General features: G+C 59.5%; 17 protein-coding genes. 6 read left to right on the top strand and 11 right to left on the bottom strand.

Going from position 1 to position 19,041, the window contains the following annotated elements; genetic code table 11:
* The first annotated feature begins 7 nt into the window (after window positions 1–7).
* Window positions 8–2,092, top strand: coding sequence for a 4-alpha-glucanotransferase (gene malQ / locus KFZ77_RS01330; protein ID WP_264385254.1), 2,085 nt, complete (start codon window positions 8–10; stop codon window positions 2,090–2,092).
* Window positions 2,093–2,164: 72 nt separating this feature from the next.
* On the opposite strand, the gene nfuA is transcribed toward malQ, so the two are convergent.
* Together nfuA and gntX are read right to left on the bottom strand one after the other, a co-directional pair.
* The gene (gene nfuA, locus KFZ77_RS01335) at window positions 2,165–2,740 is read right to left on the bottom strand and encodes a Fe-S biogenesis protein NfuA (protein ID WP_031521814.1); all 576 of its coding nucleotides are present in this window, start codon (window positions 2,738–2,740) and stop codon (window positions 2,165–2,167) included.
* A 58-nt stretch (window positions 2,741–2,798) separates the two neighbouring features.
* Entirely contained in the window at window positions 2,799–3,482 is a 684-nt protein-coding gene (gene gntX / locus KFZ77_RS01340) for a DNA utilization protein GntX (protein ID WP_031521813.1), read from the bottom strand.
* Between the two features lie 39 nt (window positions 3,483–3,521).
* Between gntX and bioH the strand changes: the two genes are divergently transcribed.
* A complete protein-coding gene (gene bioH, locus KFZ77_RS01345; RefSeq protein ID WP_031521811.1) occupies window positions 3,522–4,298 on the top strand; it encodes a pimeloyl-ACP methyl ester esterase BioH in 777 nt (258 codons plus the stop codon).
* A gap of 135 nt (window positions 4,299–4,433) precedes the next feature.
* A complete protein-coding gene (locus tag KFZ77_RS01350) occupies window positions 4,434–4,703 on the top strand; it encodes a YdgH/BhsA/McbA-like domain containing protein (protein WP_031521810.1) in 270 nt (89 codons plus the stop codon).
* A gap of 32 nt (window positions 4,704–4,735) precedes the next feature.
* On the opposite strand, the gene feoC is transcribed toward KFZ77_RS01350, so the two are convergent.
* From feoC to greB, 5 genes are all read right to left on the bottom strand, one after another.
* Window positions 4,736–4,975 carry a [Fe-S]-dependent transcriptional repressor FeoC gene (gene feoC / locus KFZ77_RS01355; RefSeq protein WP_031521808.1) on the bottom strand — a complete coding sequence of 80 codons (240 nt, stop codon included), beginning with the start codon at window positions 4,973–4,975 and terminating at the stop codon, window positions 4,736–4,738.
* Between the two features lie 10 nt (window positions 4,976–4,985).
* Window positions 4,986–7,283: a Fe(2+) transporter permease subunit FeoB gene (feoB, locus tag KFZ77_RS01360; RefSeq protein WP_031521806.1), complete on the bottom strand. Its 2,298-nt coding sequence runs from the start codon at window positions 7,281–7,283 to the stop codon at window positions 4,986–4,988.
* A gap of 25 nt (window positions 7,284–7,308) precedes the next feature.
* Entirely contained in the window at window positions 7,309–7,533 is a 225-nt protein-coding gene (gene feoA, locus KFZ77_RS01365) for a ferrous iron transporter A (protein ID WP_031521805.1), read from the bottom strand.
* A 393-nt stretch (window positions 7,534–7,926) separates the two neighbouring features.
* Entirely contained in the window at window positions 7,927–10,251 is a 2,325-nt protein-coding gene (locus KFZ77_RS01370) for a Tex family protein (RefSeq protein WP_264385255.1), read from the bottom strand.
* A 122-nt stretch (window positions 10,252–10,373) separates the two neighbouring features.
* Window positions 10,374–10,847, bottom strand: a complete 474-nt coding sequence (greB, locus tag KFZ77_RS01375; RefSeq protein WP_031521801.1) for a transcription elongation factor GreB — start codon at window positions 10,845–10,847, stop codon at window positions 10,374–10,376.
* Window positions 10,848–11,066: 219 nt separating this feature from the next.
* Between greB and ompR the strand changes: the two genes are divergently transcribed.
* Together ompR and envZ are read left to right on the top strand one after the other, a co-directional pair.
* Window positions 11,067–11,786 (top strand): osmolarity response regulator transcription factor OmpR, encoded by a 720-nt coding sequence (ompR, locus tag KFZ77_RS01380; RefSeq protein WP_006177890.1) that lies wholly within the window; start codon window positions 11,067–11,069, stop codon window positions 11,784–11,786.
* Window positions 11,783–13,132 carry a two-component system sensor histidine kinase EnvZ gene (gene envZ / locus KFZ77_RS01385; RefSeq protein WP_264385256.1) on the top strand — a complete coding sequence of 450 codons (1,350 nt, stop codon included), beginning with the start codon at window positions 11,783–11,785 and terminating at the stop codon, window positions 13,130–13,132. The genes ompR and envZ overlap by 4 nt, the downstream gene beginning before the upstream one ends.
* A gap of 63 nt (window positions 13,133–13,195) precedes the next feature.
* Here envZ and pckA read toward each other — a convergent pair whose 3' ends face one another.
* On the bottom strand, window positions 13,196–14,812 hold the full coding sequence (gene pckA / locus KFZ77_RS01390; protein WP_264385257.1) for a phosphoenolpyruvate carboxykinase (ATP): 1,617 nt from the start codon (window positions 14,810–14,812) through the stop codon (window positions 13,196–13,198).
* Window positions 14,813–15,184: 372 nt separating this feature from the next.
* Here pckA and KFZ77_RS01395 point away from each other — a divergent pair, with 372 nt between their 5' ends.
* On the top strand, window positions 15,185–16,924 hold the full coding sequence (locus KFZ77_RS01395; RefSeq protein ID WP_264385258.1) for a DUF4153 domain-containing protein: 1,740 nt from the start codon (window positions 15,185–15,187) through the stop codon (window positions 16,922–16,924).
* Window positions 16,925–16,956: 32 nt separating this feature from the next.
* On the opposite strand, the gene hslO is transcribed toward KFZ77_RS01395, so the two are convergent.
* The 3 genes from hslO to yrfG form a co-directional block, all read right to left on the bottom strand.
* Window positions 16,957–17,835: an Hsp33 family molecular chaperone HslO gene (gene hslO, locus KFZ77_RS01400; protein WP_031521794.1), complete on the bottom strand. Its 879-nt coding sequence runs from the start codon at window positions 17,833–17,835 to the stop codon at window positions 16,957–16,959.
* A gap of 97 nt (window positions 17,836–17,932) precedes the next feature.
* Window positions 17,933–18,340 (bottom strand): ribosome-associated heat shock protein Hsp15, encoded by a 408-nt coding sequence (hslR, locus tag KFZ77_RS01405; protein WP_031521793.1) that lies wholly within the window; start codon window positions 18,338–18,340, stop codon window positions 17,933–17,935.
* 2 nt (window positions 18,341–18,342) lie between these two features.
* A complete protein-coding gene (yrfG, locus tag KFZ77_RS01410; RefSeq protein ID WP_031521792.1) occupies window positions 18,343–19,020 on the bottom strand; it encodes a GMP/IMP nucleotidase in 678 nt (225 codons plus the stop codon).
* Window positions 19,021–19,041: the final 21 nt, after the last annotated feature.

Genomic DNA, 19,041 nt, shown 5'->3' on the forward strand with positions numbered 1-19,041 from the left:
AACCGCCATGGACAGCAAACAGCTGGAAAAAGCCGCGCAGGCGGCAGGTATCAGCCCAACGTATATCAACGCGCACGGCAAGCCGCAGGCGGTTCCGGATGACAGCCGTCAGCGTTTGCTGGACGCCATGCACCGCCCGGCGGCTAAAGAGGCTACCGCGCCGCTGCCGCCCGTGCGGGTATTCACCCGCGGCGCGAAAATGGCGTTACCGTTGCAGGGAAAGGGCAACTTCAGCTGGCAGCTGACGACCGAACAGGGCAAGCAGCATAGCGGCGACGCCTCAGCGGGAAGCGATCTCTTACTACCGGCACGTCTGCCGGAGGGGTATCACACCCTGACGCTGACCCGGAAAAAACAGCAGTGGCAATGCCGCATTATCATCGCCCCGAAACGCTGCTACGAGCCGCAGGCGCTGCGCAACGGCGAAAAAATCTGGGGTGCCTGCGTGCAGCTTTACACCCTGCGCTCGGAAAAAAACTGGGGTATTGGCGACTTCGGCGATCTGAAAGCGATGCTGGATGATGTCGGCGCGCGCGGCGGGGCGTTTATCGGCCTGAACCCAATTCATGCGCTCTATCCGGCTAACCCGGAGAGCGCCAGCCCTTACAGCCCGTCGTCGCGCCGCTGGCTTAACGTAATCTATATCGACGTTAATGCCGTTGAGGATTTTGCCCACAGTAAGCCGGCCCAGGCGTGGTGGAAAAAGCCCGCCACGCAGCAGGCGCTGAAGCAGGCGCGTGAGGCTGAATGGGTCGATTACGCGGCGGTGACGGCGCTGAAGCTCACCGCGCTGCGCATGGCGTGGACGCAGTTTTCCCTGCGCGATGCCGATGATGAGCAGAAAGCGGCGTTCCGCGACTTTGCGGCGCGCGAAGGTGAAGGCCTGTTCTGGCAGGCTGCGTTTGACGCCCTGCACGCCCATCAGGTGAAACAGGACCCGCTGCGCTGGGGATGGCCGGCGTGGCCGGAAGCCCTGCAGCGCACTTCCAGCCCGGAAGTACAGGCATTTTGCGAGCAGCACGCGGATGACGTGCAGTTTTATTTGTGGCTGCAGTGGCTGGCGTATTGCCAGTTCCAGGCCTGCTGGGAAACCAGCCAACAGCACGGGATGCCGGTTGGCCTCTATCGCGACCTGGCGGTTGGCGTCGCCGAGGGCGGGTCGGAAACCTGGTGCGACCGCGAGCTTTACTGCCTGAAAGCTTCAGTTGGCGCGCCGCCGGATATTCTGGGGCCGCTGGGCCAGAACTGGGGGCTGCCGCCGATGGACCCGCACGTCATGAACGCGCGAGGCTATGAGCCGTTCATCGCTCTGTTGCGCGCCAACATGACCCACTGCGGGGCACTGCGCATCGATCACGTGATGTCGATGCTGCGCCTGTGGTGGATACCCTACGGAGAAACGGCGGATAAGGGCGCTTACGTCTACTATCCGGTGGACGATCTGCTGGCGATCCTCGCGCTGGAGAGCCAGCGTCATCAGTGCATGGTGATCGGCGAAGATCTCGGTACCGTGCCTGTGGAGATTGTCGGCAAACTGCGCCGCAGCGGCGTGTACTCTTACAAAGTGCTCTACTTTGAAAACGACAACACGCAGTTCCGCGCGCCTGAAGCGTGGCCTGCACAGTCAATGGCGGTCGCGACCACTCACGATCTGCCCACGTTGCGCGGATACTGGGAGAGCGGCGATCTGACGCTGGGTAAAACCCTGGGTCTTTATCCTGATGAAGAAGTGCTGCGCGGGCTGCATGCAGACCGTGAGCGGGCAAAGCAGGGGCTGCTGGAGGCGCTGCACGCGGCGGGCTGTCTGCCCAAACGCACCGGCCATCGGGCGAAGAGTATGAAAATGACGCCGACGCTGAACCGGGCGATGCAGCGCTATATTGCCGACACGCAAAGCGCGCTGTTGGGGCTGCAGCCGGAAGACTGGCTGGACATGGCGGCACCGGTCAACGTGCCTGGCACCAGCGATCAGTATAAAAACTGGCGGCGTAAGCTCACCACCTCGCTGGAAGCGATGTTCTCGGATGAGGCGATCAACCGCCTGCTCAGGGATCTGGATAAACACCGCCGCGCCGCAGGTAAGAAACACTAAGCCAGCCGGTCAGGCTTCAGAAATAACAACGCCCGCATAAGCGGGCGTTTTGTCTGCCGGGCGGGCGATAACTCAGTAGTAAGAGTGCTCGCCGCGCTGGTGCTCGGTGAGATCGCGCACGCCTTTCAGCTCCGGGAACTCGTTCAGCAGCTGCTTTTCGATCCCTTCTTTCAGCGTCACATCCACCATCGAACAACCATTACAGCCGCCGCCGAACTGCAGGATGGCGTAGCCTTCATCGGTGATCTCCATCAGCGTTACGCGACCGCCGTGGCCTGCCAGCTGCGGGTTGATCTGCGACTGCAGCAGATACTCCACGCGCTCCATCAGCGGTGCATCATCAGCCACCTTGCGCATTTTGGCGTTCGGAGCTTTCAGCGTCAGCTGAGAACCCAGCTGGTCGGTGACGAAATCAATCTCGGCGTCTTCAAGGTACGGGGCACTCAGCTCATCCACGTAGGCGGTGATCTGCTCGAATTTCAGCTCGGTATCGCTGGCTTCAACCGCGTCCGGCGGGCAGTAAGAGACGCCGCATTCGGCATTAGGGGTACCCGGGTTAATCACGAAAACGCGGATCTGCGTTCCTTCTTCCTGGTTTGCCAGGAGTTTTACGAAGTGAGCCTGGGCTGCATCGGAAATACGAATCATAGCAATGGCCTAATAGTTGACTATTTTAGTTGGTTATAATACGCCCATCATCGAGGGTCTACAAGGTTCGACACAGGCACCACACCTGGACCGTCGCCGCGCCGTTGCGCTTAAGCAGGCGCGTGATTTCCGCGACGGTGCTGCCGGTGGTTACGACATCATCCACGATAACCATATGGCGACCCGCTACCGGCAATTCAAGGCGGAAGGCGTTTTTCAGGTTGTTTTTCCTGAGCCTGGCGCTGAGCTGATGCTGGACCGCTGCCGGGCGAACGCGCGTCAGCGCGTCGGGCGCGTAATCACAGCACAGCCGCGCACTGAGCCACGCCGCGAGCAGATGGCTCTGGTTATAACCGCGTGACCAGCCGCGCCGACGATGCAGCGGGACGCACACCATCATATCGGGCTGCCCCAGCCCGGATTCACGCCGCGCCGCCAGTACCCGCAGGGCCAGCAGCCGGGCGAGGGCAGGGGCCAGCGCCGGCGTATTGTGGAACTTAAAGTGCTGCACCAGCCCGCTGAGCGGCGCAGCGTAATCGCTCACGCACACCAGACGCTCCCACGGTGGCGGCGTTTGCAGACAGCGTCCGCACGCGTGCCTGGCATGTGCCGAGGGCAGTCCGCAGCGCGGGCAGAGGCACGGGAGGGCACGCAGCGCGGCGGCACAGCACGAGCAGATCCCCCACTGCGCCAGCCGCAGCGGCAGATGGCATAGCCAGCACAGCCCCGGTACTGATAGCATGACGCGCTTCCTTGCTTGAAATAATGAGAACAGTAACTGATGAACGACATCTGGTGGCAGACCAAAGGAGAGGGAAAATGTCATCTTGTGCTGCTGCACGGATGGGGGCTGAATGCCGAGGTATGGCATTGCATTACTGAGGAACTCGCCTCGCATTTCACGCTGCATCTGGTCGATCTGCCCGGCTATGGCCGCAGTCAGGGATTCGGTGCGCTGTCGCTTGATGAGATGGCGGATTGCGTGGTGAAACACGCCCCGGAACAGGCAATCTGGCTGGGCTGGAGCCTCGGCGGGCTGGTGGCGAGCAGCGTGGCGCTGCGCTATCCCGGGCGCGTACAGGCGCTGGTAACTGTAGCCTCGTCCCCCTGCTTTAGCGCCCGCGACGACTGGCCGGGCATCAAGCCAGAGGTGCTGGCTAACTTCCAGCAGCAGCTGAGTGAGGATTTCCAGCGCACGGTGGAGCGTTTCCTGGCGCTGCAAACACTTGGTACGGAAACGGCGCGTCAGGATGCGCGAGCGCTGAAAAACGTGGTGCTGGCGCAGCCTGCTCCGTCGCTGGCAGTGTTGAATGCCGGGCTGGAGATCCTGAAAACCGCCGATCTGCGCGCGCCGCTGGAAAACCTGACGCTGCCATTTTTACGGCTCTATGGACGGCTGGACGGGCTGGTCCCGCGCGCTATCTCCCCGCTGCTGGACGAGCGCCTGCCGCACAGCAGCTCGCATATTTTCCCTAAAGCCGCGCACGCGCCGTTTATTTCGCACCCTGAACTGTTCTGCGAGGCGCTGACCGCGCTGAAAAGCCGCATCGGCAATTAAGAAAGCGTCCGCGTTGCAAATATCGCCTGGTGAAACAATACTCAAAAGAGCATCGCCTGCCGTTCTGCCTGCGTAGCAGGTACGAAGGGCAAGGGTGCCCCATCGCAATTACCCATTTCAAGGAGAGTCATGGCTATGAAACGTGTAACAGGTATTGTCGCAGCACTGCTCATCGGCTCACTGTCTGCCGGCGCGTATGCCGCAGAAGAGCTGCAGAAGGATAAAGTTAAAGAGATGAATCTGACCAAGGTCGGGGATATCTCTATCGCGGAAGGTTCAGCGCCGATGGACGCCAAAGAAGAGCTGTCCAAAAAAGCGGATGAGCTGGGCGGAAAATATTACGTCATCACCAGCGGCCAGAAACACGGCAAAGACATCCACGCCACCGCCGAAGTGTATAAGTAAGAACGGTACAAAGGCGGGAGTTCCCGCCTTATTTACTGGCGCAGCATCCACCAGCGCGGCTGGCAGGCTTTCCCCTCTGGGCATGTCCGACACTGCCCGCTAAAACAGCCATCTACCTCAACGGCAACACATGTCGCCCGGCCCATCGCCTCCAGACGCATCAGCATCGCTTCCACCAGCGGCAGCGGCGTTGCGGTGCGCTGACTGATCTGCGCCGCCTGTAGCCGCCCTTCCAGCGCTAACATGTCGCGTATCGCCATCAGACTTGTCATGACATCTTCCTCAGTGGCACTGCCGCTGCGGCGAGTTATCCGCCGTGAACAGCGAGACGTTCACCCGGCTACGCGCCCGGCGCAGGGCGGTGATCAGCACCAGGTTAAACGTCACCACGCACAGCATCGCCACCACACTGGTGTGGGGATGCTCGCGGAAGGTCGCCGCCTGATAAAACACGGTCGCCAGGCTGTACGCGATAGTCAGCCCCCAGAAGATGGAGAACGTCATCCAGCCGCGGCTCGACTCGCGGGCGATCGCGCCCATCACCGAAATACAGGGAATATAGAGCAGCACGAAGATCAGATAGCTGTACGCCGCCGCCTGACTGCCGAACTTGCTGCTCATAATGCCCATCGCACCGGTTGCCATCTCGCCATCGCCTTTACTGGCTTCAATCGGATTTGCCAGCACGCTCAGGCTGGCGGTGGCTTTCAGGCTCTCCCAGGTATCGTTGACCGCGCCGGACAGCTCATCCAGCAGGCTGAACTGGTTAACGTCGAATTCGGCGTCGTGAATGTCCTCGGCGGTGTAGAGCGTATTGAGCGTGCCGACCACCACTTCTTTCGCCATCGCACCGGTAAACAGGCCCACCGTGGCCTGCCAGTTATCCTGCGACACACCGATCGGGTTGAGCAGCGGCGTCAGCACTTTACTGACCGATGCCAGCGCCGAGTCGTTGATGCTGTTCACCGGCTGGCCGCTAAACGAAAAACTGTTCAGCGCACCGATAAACACGCTCACCACCACGATGACTTTCCCGGCGCGCAGCACGAAGCCTTTCAGACGCTGCCAGGTTTGCAGCAGCAGGCTTTTAAGATGCGGCACGTGGTACACCGGCAGCTCCATCACGAACGGCGTCGCGTCTCCGCGCATCAGCGTGAATTTAAGCATCAGGCCGGTGAGGATTGCCATCACGATGCCCAGCAGATAGAGCGAGAACACCGCCAGCGCGCCGCGCTGTCCGAAAAAGGCCGAGGCGAAGACGGCGAAAATCGCCAGCCGCGCGCCGCAGGACATAAACGGTGCCATCATAATGGTCATCAGCCGCTCGCGCGGTGCATCCAGAGTACGCGCGCCCATCACCGACGGCACGTTGCAGCCGAAGCCCACAATCAGCGGCACGAAGGATTTCCCCGGCAGGCCGAGAGACTGCATCAGACGGTCCATCACAAACGCGGCGCGCGCCATGTAGCCGGAGTCTTCAAGAAACGACAGAAACAGGTACATCATCCCTATCTGCGGCACCAGTGGCAGCACGGTGTTGATGCCGCCGCCAATCCCCTGAGCGAGGAAAATCGTCAGCCAGGCGGGGAAGTGCAGCGTGGCGCCCAGCCACTGCAGACCATGAATAAACAGTGCCACCGAACCGCCATCAAACAGCGGTTGCAGCGCGCCGCCAATATTGATGGCCAGCAGGAACATCAGGTACATCACCAACAGGAAGATCGGCAGGCCGAGCACGCGGTTGAGGATCACGCGGTCGAGCGCGGCCGTCAGGCGGTGCGGTTCGGCGGTAAGGCTGTTGCTAACCGCCTCGCAGATAGTGGCGATGCTCTGGTATCGCGCGTCGGCAATGTGCAGCGCCGGATCGTCCATCTCATGTTCCAGCCGGTTCCGGGCGGCAGCCAGCGCATCTGTAGTGTCGCCTGATCGGGCATGGCTGTAGATATCGCCTTCCAGCATCTGAATCGCCAGCCAGCGCCGCTGTTCCTCGCTCAATGTGGCAGGCATCGCTGCCGCCAGCTGCGCGGCTTCGCGCAGAAGTGGCGCGGCATAGTGCACGCGTTCGGTCGGGGTGTTTCCGGTATGACGGTCAATCGCCAGCTTCAGCGCCTGAATACCCCGACCGCGCGTTGACACCAGCGGCACTACCGGACAGCCCAGCCGTGCGGAGAGCGCCTCCGTATCGATGCGAATGCCCTGCTTTTCGGCGATATCCAGCATGTTGAGCGCCACCACGCAGGGAATGCCCAGCTCCAGCAGTTGCAGCGTCAGGTAAAGGTTGCGCTCAAGGTTGGCGGCGTCCACCACGTTAATCAGCATGTCTGCCTCACCGCTCAGAATGTAGTGGCAGGCAATCTGCTCATCGAGTGAGGTCTGGGACGAGATGGTGGTCAGGGAGTAGGTGCCGGGCAAATCCACCAGCCGCACCGCGCAATCGGTAGTCGTGAAGTTGCCCTCTTTGCGCTCGACGGTGACGCCTGCCCAGTTACCCACGCGCTGGCGTGCGCCGGTGAGCTGATTAAACAGCGTCGTTTTCCCGGCGTTAGGATTACCGATAAGGCCGATAGTAATATTTTTCATGATGGTGCACTCTGAAAAGCCGAATTTAGCCGCTGGCTTCCACGTTTAATAATGCGAGGTCTTTTTTGCGTAATACCAGATTAACGCGTCGCGTCTCGATATGAATCGGATCGCCAAAGGGGGCGACGCGCACGACATTAAATAACGCGCCGGGCAACATGCCGAGCGATAATAGCTTCTGACGATACGCCGGGCTAATAGCGGAGGAAAAGCCCGTTATTTTCCATGAGCTGCCTGGTGTGTATGACATAGTGCCTGCTTTATCTGTTCTGGCGCGTGCCGGGGCGCATCACGCCTGCTGACGGAGAGAGAGAAGAACTGGATGCAATGATAATGAGAACGCTTTTTATCTGCAATGCAGGAAATGTGAGCAAATATAGTTTTCACAATTGTTGCTCTGGTAATTGATATGGCGCAATTTCACCGTTTGTAACCGGGAAATGAAATCTAATCCACATCAATATTTATTTGCTGTGTTAATTGTTATTTAAATATTAATAACTGCGATGTCTGGTAATTATGTTGTGCCAGTTGTTATTAACGGCAATGCATAACAGTGATTTTATTACTGCGAAATAATATAACCGCCAGGTGTATTTTCTATGGCGAGAAATCCCCTCCGCAAGGCGGAGGGGAGCAGGGGTCAGCGTTTTTTACCCATTGCTGCTGCCAGCGCGTCCATCATGGCGCTATTGCCGGCAGGCTGTGCCTCGCGCCCGCGCGGTTTCGGCTGCGCGGCCGGACGCTTGTTCTGTTCCGGTTTGCCGCCGCCGCGACGGGCACTGGTTTCGCCCGGCTGCTCATCAAGGCGCATGGTCAGTGCGATACGTTTGCGCGCCATATCCACTTCCAGCACTTTCACCTTCACGATATCGCCCGCTTTCACCACTTTATGCGGATCGTCGATGAACTTATCCGAGAGCGAGGAGATGTGTACCAGCCCGTCCTGATGCACACCGATATCAACAAACGCACCAAAGTTGGTGACGTTGGTGACCGCGCCTTCCAGCACCATGCCCGGTTGCAGGTCGTTGAGCGTTTCCACGCCTTCGGCGAAGGTGGCGGTTTTGAATTCCGGACGCGGGTCACGGCCCGGTTTTTCCAGCTCTTTAATGATGTCGCTCACGGTCGGCACCCCGAACTGCTCGTCGGTAAAATCGACGGCTTTCAGGTTGCGCAGCGCGCTGCCGTTGCCCATCAGATCGCGCAGCGACTGCTGGGTGGCAGCCAGAATACGCTCCACCACCGGATAGGCTTCCGGGTGCACCGTGGAGGCATCGAGCGGGTTATCGCCGTGGTTGATGCGCAGGAAGCCCGCGCACTGCTCAAAGGCTTTCGGCCCGAGGCGGCTCACTTTCAGCAGCTGCTGGCGATTCTGGAACTGACCGTTGTCATCACGCCAGGAGACGATGTTCTGCGCCATCATGCGCGTCAGGCCCGCCACGCGGGTCAGCAGCGGCACGGAGGCAGTGTTCAGATCGACGCCGACGGCGTTCACGCAGTCTTCCACCACCGCATCCAGCTTGCGCGCCAGCTGCGACTGGCTGACATCGTGCTGATACTGGCCGACACCAATGGATTTCGGGTCGATCTTCACCAGCTCGGCGAGCGGATCCTGCAAGCGGCGGGCAATGGAAACTGCGCCGCGGATTGAGACGTCGAGATCCGGAAACTCCTGCGCCGCCAGTTCGGAGGCGGAGTAAACCGATGCTCCGGCTTCGCTGACGATCACCTTCTGGGCCGTCACTTTCGGGAACTGTTTTTGCACGTCGAGGAAGAAACGTTCCGTTTCCCGAGACGCGGTGCCGTTACCGATGGCAACCAGCTCTACGTTATGTTTCTCACACAGCGCGGCAACGGCAACCGCCGCTTTTGCTGCCTGGCCGGTGTGAGGATAGATGGTATCGGTCGCCACCAGTTTGCCGGTGCCGTCTACCACGGCCACTTTCACGCCGGTACGCAGGCCTGGATCGAGGCCCATCGTCGCGCGCAGGCCCGCCGGGGCGGCCATCAGCAGGTCGTGCAGGTTACGGGCGAAGACGTTAATCGCTTCGTCTTCGGCGCGCTCGCGCACGGTGCCCATCAGCTCGGTTTCAAGATGCATCAGCACCTTGATACGCCAGGTCCAGCTCACCACGCCTTTACGCCAGCTGTCCGCCGGGGCATTGTTCAGGCGCAGGCCGAGGTGGTCGATGATGATCTGCTCGCAGTGGCTTTCGCGCGGCGGCTCGTCAAACTGCGGGTCAGCGTTGAGCGCCAGCTGCAGTACACCTTCGTTGCGACCGCGGAACATCGCCAGCGCGCGGTGTGAGGGCACGGTCGCGATCGGTTCGTGATGGTCAAAATAGTCGCGGAACTTCGCGCCCGCTTCCTCTTTGCCGGTTACCACCGTGGCGACCAGATGGGCATTCTTCCACAGGTAGTCGCGCACTTTCGCCAGCAGGGCGGCGTCTTCAGCGAAGCGCTCCATCAGAATGTAGCGCGCGCCGTCGAGCGCGGCTTTGGTATCGGCCACGCCTTTATCGGCGTCGATGAATTTTTCCGCTTCGGCTTCCGGGGTATGGGAGGGCTGATTCCACAGCAGATCGGCGAGCGGTTCGAGACCGGCTTCAATGGCGATCTGCCCGCGGGTGCGGCGTTTCGGTTTGTAGGGCAGGTAGAGATCTTCCAGCTCGGTCTTACTCAGCGTGCCGTTGATGGCCCCGGCCAGCTCGTCGGTCAGCTTGCCCTGTTCCGAAATGGATTTGAGGATTGACTGGCGGCGTTCTTCCAGCTCGCGCAGATAGCCCAGACGCGTCTCCAGCTGGCGCAGCTGGGTGTCGTCCAGACCGCCGGTGACTTCCTTACGATAACGTGCAATAAACGGCACGGTGTTCCCTTCATCCAGCAAGCGTACGGCGGCATCCACCTGTTCAGCGCGTGCCTGGAGTTCACCCGCAATAATGCGGCAGAGCGAGTCATTCATCATGGCTGTTTCATCTGTTGGAGTACAAAAATTCAGGGGACAGTTATACGGACTGGCGGGGCAAAATGCCAGCCGCGGAACGCGCCGGATAAGGATTCGGAGCGTTCCGGGAGCAGCATCGCAGATTATTTCGGATAGGTAATTTCGTTAACGTACCAGGTGGCTTCGCCCGCTGGGGTGTTCACCACGGCCAGATCGCCAACCTCTTTTTTCAGCAGCGCGCGCGCCATTGGGGCATCGATGGAGATGTAGTCTTTACGGCCGAAGATCTCATCGTAACCGACGATGCGAAAACGCTTGATGTCGCCGTCGTCGTTTTCCACCTCCACCCAGGCACCGAAGAACACTTTCCCCTCCTGCTGCGGCGAATAATCAACGATTTTTAGCTGCTCCAGGCACTTTGTCAGATAGCGCACGCGGCGGTCAATCTCGCGCAGCCGTTTTTTGTTGTACTGGTAGTCGGCGTTTTCGCTGCGATCGCCAAGGCTTGCTGCCCAGGTCACTTTTTTCGTCACTTCCGGACGCTCTTCGCGCCATAAGTAATCAAGCTCTTTTTTGAGCTTTTCATAGCCTTCTCGGGTAATCAGGGGCGTTTTCATCACTCTGCCTTTCAGGTAACAGCCTGTCTTTCCTTCATTTCTGTTAAGCCAATTCTGCGTGTAACGTATGAGAATTGTCAGGGAAATCGGTGATAAGCTGCTGTTAAATATGCTTTGTAACAATTTCGTCTAGAATGTATACCAGATTTATGTGGTTACCGACGCGCAGTTTTTTAAGAATACAGACAGCTATTGTCCGAACCTTTGGGAGTAAAAACAATGCAAGAGAATTATAAGATTCTGGTCGTTGATGACGATATGCGCCTGCGTGCGCTGCTTGAGCGTTATCTTACCGAGCAGGGCTTCCAGGTTCGCAGCGTCGCCAACGCCGAACAGATGGATCGCCTGCTGACGCGCGAGTCCTTCCATCTGATGGTGCTGGACCTGATGCTGCCGGGCGAAGACGGGCTCTCCATCTGCCGTCGCCTGCGTAGCCAGAGCAACCCGATGCCAATCATTATGGTCACCGCGAAGGGCGAAGAAGTGGATCGCATCGTCGGCCTGGAAATTGGCGCTGACGACTACATTCCGAAGCCGTTCAACCCGCGTGAACTGCTGGCCCGTATTCGCGCCGTGCTGCGCCGCCAGGCTAACGAGCTGCCGGGCGCGCCGTCTCAGGAAGAGGCTGTCATCGCCTTCGGTAAATTCAAACTCAATCTCGGCACCCGCGAAATGTTCCGCGAAGATGAGCCGATGCCGCTCACCAGCGGTGAGTTCGCCGTGCTGAAAGCGCTGGTCAGTCACCCACGTGAACCGCTCTCCCGCGATAAGCTGATGAACCTGGCACGCGGTCGCGAATACAGTGCGATGGAGCGTTCCATTGACGTGCAGATCTCGCGTCTGCGCCGCATGGTGGAAGAAGATCCGGCTCACCCGCGCTACATTCAGACGGTATGGGGTCTGGGCTACGTCTTTGTTCCTGACGGCGCCAAAGCATGAGGCGAGTGCGTTTCTCGCCGCGAAGCTCGTTTGCCAGAACCCTGCTACTTATCGTCACCCTGCTGTTTGTCAGTCTGGTGACGACCTATCTGGTGGTACTGAACTTCGCGATCCTTCCCAGCCTGCAGCAGTTCAATAAAGTCCTGGCGTACGAAGTGCGTATGCTGATGACCGATAAGCTGCAGCTGGAAGACGGGACGCAGCTGGTGGTTCCCCCGGCCTTTCGACGCGAAATTTATCGCGAGCTCGGCATTTCTCTCTATTCCAACGAGGCGGCAGAAGATGCCGGCCTGCGCTGGGCGCAGCACTATGAATTTCTCAGCCAGCAGATGGCGCAGCAGCTGGGTGGCCCCACTGAAGTGCGCGTCGAGGTGAATAAAAGCTCACCGGTGGTGTGGCTGAAAACCTGGCTGTCGCCGAATATCTGGGTGCGGGTGCCGCTCACCGAAATCCATCAGGGCGATTTCTCGCCGCTGTTCCGCTATACCCTCGCGATTATGCTGCTGGCAATCGGTGGTGCCTGGCTGTTTATCCGCATCCAGAACCGGCCGCTGGTGGATCTGGAGCACGCCGCACTGCAGGTTGGACGCGGGCTGATCCCGCCGCCGCTGCGTGAGTACGGCGCTTCAGAGGTACGCTCGGTCACCCGCGCGTTCAACCATATGGCGGCCGGGGTAAAACAGCTGGCGGATGACCGTACCCTGCTGATGGCCGGGGTCAGTCACGATCTGCGAACGCCGTTGACGCGTATCCGTCTCGCCACCGAAATGATGGCTGCTGAAGATGGCTATCTCGCCGAGTCGATCAACAAAGATATCGAAGAGTGCAATGACATCATCGAGCAGTTCATCGACTACCTGCGCACCGGTCAGGAGATGCCGCTGGAGATGGCGGATCTTAACGCCGTGCTGGGCGAGGTGATCGCTGCCGAAAGCGGGTACGAGCGCGAGATAGAAACCGATCTGAAAAACGGCGAAATCCTGCTGCAGATCCATCCGCTCTCTATCAAGCGTGCCGCGGCAAATATGGTGGTTAACGCCGCACGCTATGGCAACGGCTGGATCAAAGTCAGCAGCGGCACCGAGCTGAATCGCGCCTGGTTCCAGGTGGAAGATGACGGGCCGGGTATCAAACCGGAGCAGCTGAAGCATCTGTTCCAGCCGTTTGTGCGCGGCGACAGCGCACGCAGCACCAGCGGCACCGGGCTTGGCTTAGCGATTGTGCAGCGTATCGTCGACAATCATAACGGCGTACTGGATATCGGCCGCAGCGAGCGGGACGGGCTGCGCATTCGCGCCTGGCTGCCGATCCCGGTTACCCGCGTTCCGGCGACGACCAGCGCTTAAGACAAGGACGTCATGCCCATAAAAAAAGAACCACCCTGCGGTGGTTCTTTTTTTGCCCGACGATTAGCGCTGCGGCCCGGCGGCCACCAGCGCAGCCCCGGCCGGGGTATCAGTGTATTTCTCGAAATTATCGATAAACAGCCCGGCAAGCTGGTTGGCTTTTTCCTGCCAGGCTTCCGGCGAGGCCCAGGTGTTACGCGGATCGAGGATGGCGCTGTCTACGCCCGGAAGCTGGGTAGGCACCGCGAGGTTAAACACTGGCAGCGAGAAGGTTTCCGCCTCGTCCAGCGAGCCATTGAGAATGGCGTCGATAATGGCGCGGGTATCCTTAATCGAGATACGTTTCCCGCTGCCGTTCCAGCCGGTATTCACCAGGTAAGCCTGCGCGCCTGCGGCTTCCATGCGCTTCACCAGCACTTCGGCATACTGCGTCGGGTGCAGCGTCAGGAATGCCGCGCCAAAGCAGGCGGAGAAGGTCGGCGTCGGCTCGGTGACGCCGCGCTCGGTGCCCGCCAGCTTCGCCGTAAAGCCGGAGAGGAAGTGATACTGGGTCTGGCTGGCTGTCAGGCGTGACACCGGCGGCAGCACACCAAACGCATCCGCCGTCAGGAAAATGACTTTCGTGGCGTGACCCGCCTTCGACACTGGCTTCACGATATTGTCGATGTGATAGATCGGGTAGGAGACGCGGGTATTTTCGGTTTTTGTCGCATCGTCGAAATCGATGCTGCCATCCTCGCGCACCGTCACGTTTTCCAGCAGCGCGTCGCGGCGAATGGCGTGGTAGATGTCCGGCTCGGCCTCTGCGGAGAGGCGAATGGTTTTGGCGTAGCAGCCGCCTTCAAAGTTAAACACCCCGTCGTCGTCCCAGCCGTGCTCGTCATCGCCAATCAGGCGGCGTTTCGGATCGGTGGAGAGGGTGGTCTTTCCGGTGCCGGACAGGCCAAAGAACACCGCGACATCGCCTTTCTCACCCACGTTGGCCGAGCAGTGCATCGACGCCACGCCCTTGAGCGGCAGCAGATAGTTCATGATGGCGAACAGGCCTTTTTTCATTTCGCCGCCGTACCAGGTGCCGCCGATAAGCTGAATGCGCTCGGTAAGGTTAAAGGCGATGAAGTTCTCCGAATTCAGCCCCTGCGCGGCCCAGTCCGGGTTAGTGCACTTCGCGCCGTTCATCACTACGAAGTCGGGCGCAAACGCCTGAAGCTCGTCATCGTTCGGGCGGATAAACATGTTTTTGACAAAGTGCGCCTGCCAGGCGACTTCGGTGATGAAACGTACCGCGAGACGGGTGTCCGGGTTGGCTCCACAGAACGCATCGACCACAAACAGGCGTTTCCCCGATAGCTGCTGCGTGACCAGGCCTTTCAGGTGCGTCCACGTCTCCTGAGAGAGCGGCTTATTATCATTCTTCTGACCTTCATCGGCCCACCACAGCGTATCGCGCGTGGTGTCATCGCGGACGATGTACTTATCTTTCGGTGAACGCCCGGTGAAAATGCCGGTATCAACGGCAATGGCACCGAGGCGGGTCTCCACACCGCGTTCATAGCCTTCCAGACCCGGCGCCAGTTCTTCGCGGTAGAGCGTGTCGTAATCCGGGTTATAGATAACCTCCTGCACACTGGTGATGCCATAAGCCTTGAGATCCTGCGGGGTTAAATCGTTAACGCGCATGTCACTACTCCTTAGCCAATAGGTATTACCTAAAATTGTAGGGTTTTTCAGTAAAGATGAACCGCGATGGGCTTCATAGATTTGGGTATCTGCAACATCACGGTAGAGGATCACGCTGTGATTACGCTCACGAAGCGACACAAATTATGGCAGGATTATCCACATATCCGACGGAAAGTATTCCGGATATCCATGAAAGCAGGGCAATCATCCAGAACTTTGTGAGTGTAAGCGCATTCATTTTCGCAACCCACCGTGTCGTAACAGCAAACTGCTGCGTTGATCGAGGCGCGGCATCTTCCTTTCCACGCGGAAAGACAGCGCTTTTCGCCTGCGCTATGATGCCCGCAGGTTAAACAATGGACTGATACGATGAAGAGTGACGCACCGCTTTCCGCCTCGCTGCGCTGGCTGCTTCCACTGACGGGAATGCTTCAGGGCGGGGTGATCTACCTGCTCAACCGCACCACGGCGCTGTTTTCCACACCGGCTGAGCACGGCTGGCTGCTGTTTTTACTGGTGGGCAGCCTGATAACCACCTCCACGCTAATTTTTGCCGCCCGTTCGCTGCGCCAGCCATTGCTATGGCTGGGCATCGCGCTTTTGCTAATGATGGCCGCCGTTCACTGCAGCTGGCTGGTGTATGCCGTGACCGGGCTGGACACCTGGGATCAGCGCGATGCGCTGTGGCGCTATGTGGTGGCGCTGGCAGCGATGCTGTTTCTTTTGCTCCCCTGGCTGCAAAGCCGTCTCCTGGAAGGACGCTGGGGCGATTTCCCCTCGCTGTTCCGCCACTACTGGCACAACGGCCTTGCGCTGCTGCTGGCGCTGCTGGCCACCGGGCTGGGGTGGCTGGTGCTCTGGCTGTGCGCGTCCCTGTTTTCGCTGATCGGCATCGACTTCTTTAAAACGCTGTTCTTTGATAACGGTGCGTTTGCGTATGTGATAACCGGCTGCATTGTGGCGATGACGGTGACGCTCTGCCGCAGCAATGCCCGTCTGATGGTCGCGGTGCAGCACCTGCTGACGCTGGTCGCAACCGGGCTGCTGCCGGTGGTTGGCGCCATCATGGTGCTGTTTATGCTGGCGATACCGGGCGTGGGGCTGAATGCGATTTCGCAGCAGGTTTCCGGGGCCGGGTTGCTTAATACGCTGTGTCTGCTGTTCCTGTTGCTGATGGCGCTGGTGTGGCATCCGGAGCGCGACGCACCGCCTTACACCAGGCTACTGCGGCGTATGCTGCTCGGTACGCTGTTGCTCGCGCCGGTCTGCGCCCTTATCGCCGCCTGGGCGGTGTGGCTTCGCGTGGCGCAATACGGCTGGACGCCGGACCGGCTGTATGCTGCGCTGGTCACCTGCGTATCGCTGCTATGGTCCTGCGGCTATGTGGCAAGCCTGGCGCGGCAGCGGCGCAGCGCCGTGGATTTCAGCCGTACCGGCAAAGCAGTGCTGTTCGTCGTCCCACTGCTGCTACTGCTGCTGCATACGCCGCTGCTCAGCCCGTGGCGCATCAGCGTTAACAGCCAGATGGCGCGTTTCAACGCCGATAAAGCCATGCTGGACAGCGCGACCATCAGCGAGCTGGCGCAGTGGCTGCGCTGGGGCAGGGAGGCGCTGCATACCCTGCTGGCCGATCCGGTGATCAAAGGTAATCTGGTGCTGCGTCAGGAGATCAGCGATGCGCTGGCCGGGCGAGATAGTGTGGGGGCGCCGGTCGATCCCGATGCGTATCGGCAGATCCCGCTGGCCGCTCCCCAGCCGCAGCCGGAGCAGGCTGTCTGGCAGACGCTGGCGAAGGACTATGCCTGGCGTATCAAGGCCTGCTTGCCGGTAGATAACCTGTCGAACTGCATGCTGCTGGCAAAAGATTTGAACGGGGACGCTCAACCGGAGTGGATCATGTTTGATTTCAGCGCGCGCAGTGCGTTTGTGCTGAGCAAGCAGAACGGCAAGTGGGTATCGGCAGGCAACTTTTACGATCTGCCTGTGACGCTGGATGCGAAAAAACTGCGGGAAACCGCGCAGTCAGAGCGCCTGTCCACCCAGCCGCCGCCGTGGCGCGATCTGACGATTGACGGCCAGCGTCTGCCTTTTGCGCCGGATCGCTACTAAAAAAAACGCCACCCGCGGGTGGCGTTTGACTATCAGTGGATCTGTGGGTCCGCCGGAGAGGCGTTGTTGCGCGCTTCGGCGATGTCCATCGCGTTAAACACGTAGTGGCTACCGCAGTAGTCGCAGTGCATGTCGATCTCGCCCTCTTCGGCGATGATGCTGTCGACTTCTTCCGTCGGCAGAGTTTTCAGCGCATCGGCACAGCGCTCGCGCGAGCAGGTGCACTTGAAGATGACGTCCTGCGGATCGTACAGGGTAACTTCTTCTTCGTGATACAGGCGCCACAGCACGTCGGTGGCTGGCAGCGTCAGCAGCTCTTCCGCTTTGATGGTCTCGGTCAGGGTGGCCAGATGCTCAAAATCATTGGCCTGAGCATCCTGAGCCGGCAGCACCTGCAGCAGCATCCCGCCCGCCGCCAGCTTGCCTTCCATGTCGCCGGTGCGAATAAACAGGCGCGTCGGCAGCTGTTCGGAACGCATGAAGTAGTCTTCGAGGCAGGCGGCCAGGGTATCGCCTTCCAGGCCGACCACGCCCTGATAGCGTTCGCCTTCAGCCGGGGTAATGGTGATCACCAGATAACCGTTGCCCACCAGATCTTTCAGGCTGGCATCCGCGGCAACCTCGCCCTGAACGCGCGCAACGCCGCGCATCTCCTGCTTGTTATTGCCATTGATCACCGCCAGCGTCATCGGGCCATCACCCTGTAGCTGCACGGTGATGTCGCCATCAAACTTCAGCGTGGCGGTCAGCAGACTGGTCGCGACCAGTAGTTCGCCGAGAATGATTTTTACCGGCTGCGGATAGTCGTGGTTTTCGAGGATCTGCGTCCAGGTATCGGATACCGTTACCAGTTCGCCGCGAACGGCATAGTTTTCAAACAGGTAGCGGTGAAGTTGGTCGTGTTGGGCCATAATTTTCTCTCTTACGAATGAGCGCGGCGCGGTCATCCTTTGGTTACATCGTGCAGGCCGCGTGGACGGGATCGCAGGCGGACGGCATCGGATTAGGTTATGCCGGGTCGCTGTCGCCGGACTTAAATTTAATCAGGTCGCGGCGCTCTTTTTTATCCGGACGGCGATCCGGGTGCGGCATCGACAGGGCGTTAAGCTTGCGGGCCGTGGCCATCTTTTCACGTTTCTCAATGCTCTCCTGCGTCTCTTCATAGAGCGCAGTCGCTTCGCTGGCTGGACGCCGCTGATCGGTAATCGCCCTGACGATAATGGTGCGCTCGTCGTTACCCTGGCGCAGTACGAGGGTCGCATTCAGCTCCATTACTTTACTGGGCTTGCTGCGCTGGCCGTTGTAGTGGACTTTGCCGCCCTCGATCATTTCACGAGCAAGCGCGCGCGTTTTATAAAACCGCGCAGCCCAAAGCCATTTATCGAGGCGTACCCCGGTTGCGGGTTTCTCTTTCATGCTCACTCCTCTGGTTGCAGTGCCGGGAGGAAACGGCGGTAGTCGTTCATCCCCGGATGGCGCACATAGGCTTTTTCCGCCATTCCCGAATCCGGATTGGTGACGCCAAGGCAATAGCGGATACCAAATCGGGCAGCGGCATCCAGAATCGGCTCGCTGTCGTCAATAAACAGCGTGCGGCTGGCATCCAGGCCGGTATGGCTGGCCACCGCCTGCCATAACCGCTGATCTTCTTTCGGATATCCAAATGTGTGGGTGGATAGCAATAAATCAAGGTGTGAAGCGAGTCCGGTATGCTCAAGCTTCACGGCCAGATTATGCGGATGCGCATTCGTCAGCAGAATGCGTCGCTTACCGCAGGCCTTCAGCGCATCAAGGAACGGAACGGTGTCATCGCGCATCACCGCATACGGCCCCTGCGCGGTGGTCATCGCCGTAATGTCCAGCCCGAGGCGCTCGCTCCAGTAGTCCAGACAGTACCAGTTTAGCGTATGCTGCACCGCGTGATACTCCTGCTGGATAAGCTGGTGCGCCGCCTCAAGCGCGATACCGCGGTGCGCGCTCAGGGTTTCCGGAACCAGTTTCTGCCAGAAGTGAGTGTCAAAGGCGAGGTCGAGCAGGGTGCCGTCCATATCCAGCAGAACGGTATCTACGTCCTGCCAGGCGATATCAACATGCATGGAAACTCCAGCCGGAAGGGG

It is taken from the genome of Siccibacter colletis (assembly GCF_025914095.1).
In the GTDB taxonomy this organism is placed as follows: domain Bacteria; phylum Pseudomonadota; class Gammaproteobacteria; order Enterobacterales; family Enterobacteriaceae; genus Siccibacter; species Siccibacter colletis.

What these genes read in the sequence shown, in the direction of transcription:
- malQ (WP_264385254.1), top strand. Translation starts at nt 8, where the DNA reads ATGGACAGCAAACAGCTGGAAAAAGCCGCGCAGGCGGCAGGTATCAGC.
- nfuA (WP_031521814.1), bottom strand. Translation starts at nt 2,740, where the DNA reads ATGATTCGTATTTCCGATGCAGCCCAGGCTCACTTCGTAAAACTCCTG.
- gntX (WP_031521813.1), bottom strand. Translation starts at nt 3,482, where the DNA reads ATGCTATCAGTACCGGGGCTGTGCTGGCTATGCCATCTGCCGCTGCGG.
- bioH (WP_031521811.1), top strand. Translation starts at nt 3,522, where the DNA reads ATGAACGACATCTGGTGGCAGACCAAAGGAGAGGGAAAATGTCATCTT.
- KFZ77_RS01350 (WP_031521810.1), top strand. Translation starts at nt 4,434, where the DNA reads ATGAAACGTGTAACAGGTATTGTCGCAGCACTGCTCATCGGCTCACTG.
- feoC (WP_031521808.1), bottom strand. Translation starts at nt 4,975, where the DNA reads ATGACAAGTCTGATGGCGATACGCGACATGTTAGCGCTGGAAGGGCGG.
- feoB (WP_031521806.1), bottom strand. Translation starts at nt 7,283, where the DNA reads ATGAAAAATATTACTATCGGCCTTATCGGTAATCCTAACGCCGGGAAA.
- feoA (WP_031521805.1), bottom strand. Translation starts at nt 7,533, where the DNA reads ATGTCATACACACCAGGCAGCTCATGGAAAATAACGGGCTTTTCCTCC.
- KFZ77_RS01370 (WP_264385255.1), bottom strand. Translation starts at nt 10,251, where the DNA reads ATGATGAATGACTCGCTCTGCCGCATTATTGCGGGTGAACTCCAGGCA.
- greB (WP_031521801.1), bottom strand. Translation starts at nt 10,847, where the DNA reads ATGAAAACGCCCCTGATTACCCGAGAAGGCTATGAAAAGCTCAAAAAA.
- ompR (WP_006177890.1), top strand. Translation starts at nt 11,067, where the DNA reads ATGCAAGAGAATTATAAGATTCTGGTCGTTGATGACGATATGCGCCTG.
- envZ (WP_264385256.1), top strand. Translation starts at nt 11,783, where the DNA reads ATGAGGCGAGTGCGTTTCTCGCCGCGAAGCTCGTTTGCCAGAACCCTG.
- pckA (WP_264385257.1), bottom strand. Translation starts at nt 14,812, where the DNA reads ATGCGCGTTAACGATTTAACCCCGCAGGATCTCAAGGCTTATGGCATC.
- KFZ77_RS01395 (WP_264385258.1), top strand. Translation starts at nt 15,185, where the DNA reads ATGAAGAGTGACGCACCGCTTTCCGCCTCGCTGCGCTGGCTGCTTCCA.
- hslO (WP_031521794.1), bottom strand. Translation starts at nt 17,835, where the DNA reads ATGGCCCAACACGACCAACTTCACCGCTACCTGTTTGAAAACTATGCC.
- hslR (WP_031521793.1), bottom strand. Translation starts at nt 18,340, where the DNA reads ATGAAAGAGAAACCCGCAACCGGGGTACGCCTCGATAAATGGCTTTGG.
- yrfG (WP_031521792.1), bottom strand. Translation starts at nt 19,020, where the DNA reads ATGCATGTTGATATCGCCTGGCAGGACGTAGATACCGTTCTGCTGGAT.